This window comes from Schinkia azotoformans LMG 9581 (assembly GCF_000307855.1).
Lineage (GTDB): Bacteria > Bacillota > Bacilli > Bacillales > Bacillaceae_J > Schinkia > Schinkia azotoformans.
This window is the reverse complement of the sequence record NZ_AJLR01000030.1, coordinates 1-529: the sequence shown is the minus strand read 5'-3', so window position 1 is coordinate 529 and position 529 is coordinate 1. Positions and strand designations below refer to the sequence as shown.

General features: G+C 41.4%; 2 protein-coding genes. One reads left to right on the top strand and one right to left on the bottom strand.

Going from position 1 to position 529, the window contains the following annotated elements:
• The coding region (locus BAZO_RS21465; RefSeq protein ID WP_003329480.1) for an aminotransferase class I/II-fold pyridoxal phosphate-dependent enzyme at positions 1 to 301 on the top strand (301 nt) is incomplete at its 5' end.
• Here the strand turns inward: BAZO_RS21465 and BAZO_RS23345 are convergent.
• Positions 188 to 529: an MFS transporter gene (locus BAZO_RS23345; protein WP_039956884.1), complete on the bottom strand. Its 342-nt coding sequence runs from the start codon at positions 527 to 529 to the stop codon at positions 188 to 190. The genes BAZO_RS21465 and BAZO_RS23345 overlap by 114 nt on opposite strands.

The window sequence follows — 529 nt, the reverse complement described above, 5'->3', positions numbered from 1 at the left end:
AGGTAATGGGGTTTCTGAATTAATTGTTATGGCCATGCAGGGACTTTTGGACACAGGGGATGAGGTTTTGATTCCTATGCCTGATTATCCACTTTGGACGGCTTCTGTCAGCTTAGCTGGAGGAACAGCTGTTCATTACCTCTGTGATGAACAGGCTGGTTGGTTCCCCGACATTGATGATATTCGCTCAAAAATCACAAGTAATACAAAAGCCATTGTTTTGATTAATCCTAATCATCCAACGGGTGCGCTGTATTCTAAAGAGACGTCCATGAACGAAATGGTAAATGACAGCAATTAGAAGTGCAAGAATTGCTGAGGCAAAATAGAGATTACGATAGCCTAATAGAGGCATAAACATTCCTAAAATAAAGGGTCCAAAACCGACACCCATATCCATAAAGCCAAAGAAAGTAGAAGTTGTGATTCCTAAACGATGAGCTTCTGAATTACGGATGGCAATTGCTTGTCCAAAAGGCGAAAATGAGCCGTAGCCTAAACCGATAAATATAGCAGCAAGGAGCAACAT